At 67.6% G+C, this 1034-nt stretch carries 2 protein-coding genes; both read left to right on the top strand.

Features of this window, described 5'->3' with window-relative positions; translation table 11 throughout:
* Positions 1 to 16: 16 nt before the first annotated feature.
* Entirely contained in the window at positions 17 to 178 is a 162-nt protein-coding gene (locus B073_RS43665) for a 3-oxoacyl-[acyl-carrier-protein] synthase III C-terminal domain-containing protein (RefSeq protein ID WP_324608784.1), read from the top strand.
* Positions 179 to 337: 159 nt separating this feature from the next.
* The coding region (locus B073_RS39370) for an ABC1 kinase family protein (protein WP_018537414.1) at positions 338 to 1034 on the top strand (697 nt) is incomplete at its 3' end.

Genomic DNA, 1034 nt, shown 5'->3' with positions numbered 1-1034 from the left:
CGGTCTCGGCCAGGTCATCCATCACGTCTACGACCGGATCGGCAACGTGGTCTCGGCCTCGGTGCCGGCAGCCATCGAATCAGCCATCTCCGCAGGCCACCTGCGGCCAGGCCAGCGCGCGGTCGGCTGGGTGGGAAGCGCCGGCATGTCCTTCGGAGCCTTCACCTTCGTCCTCTGACAGCCGATCAGGAGCCGGAACATGCTCACACACCTAGCCAAGGCAGCTTCCTGCGCCGCCTGGGGCGCGGCACAGTACGGGATCACCTCTCTGCGCGACCGTGACACGGCCACTCGCGACCGACGCCGGGCCACGTCCATCCTGAGGTTCTTGACCCGGATGGGTCCGATCTACATCAAGCTGGGCCAGATCGCCGCCACGCGCTCGGACCTGCTGCCACCGGAGTGGGTCACCACACTACGGGCGCTGCAGGACCAGGCCCCGCACATGAGGCCGGCCGCGGTACGCAAGGCGGTCGAACGGGAGTTGGGCGGCCCGCTGGAAGACACCTTCCGCACTTTCCAGATGCAGCCGGTGGCCAGTGCCTCGGTGGCGCAGGTCCACTCCGCCGAACTGCGCGACGGACGCACGGTCGCGGTGAAACTGGTCAAGGACGGTGTTCCCGAACAGATCGGGCAGAGCCTGCGCTCCCTCGGCGCGCTGCTGCGCCTGGTGCACCGTGGCGTGCCGCAGGCACGCGAACTGGAACTGCCCAAGCGCTTCGACGAGATCGCCCGGCTGCTCCGCCCGCAGGCCGACATGAAGCATGAGGCGCGCCAGCAACAGCGCTTCCATGCTGCCTTTGCCGCGCACCCGTACGTACGTGTGCCCGAAGTACTGGCGGACCTGGTCACCGACCGGATGCTCGTCATGGAGTTCATGGACGGCATCCCCGGCAAGCGCGCCGAGGAAGTCGGATTCCCGCGCCAGCGCCTGGCACAGCGATTGCAAGACACCGTCTACACCATGCTCTACATGCACGGGATCAGCCACGGCGACCCACATCCGGGCAACATCATGTTCACCCCCGACGGCG

Source organism: Streptomyces sp. MspMP-M5, from assembly GCF_000373585.1.
Classification (GTDB): domain Bacteria; phylum Actinomycetota; class Actinomycetes; order Streptomycetales; family Streptomycetaceae; genus Streptomyces.
This window is presented reverse-complemented; position numbering and strand designations above follow the sequence as displayed.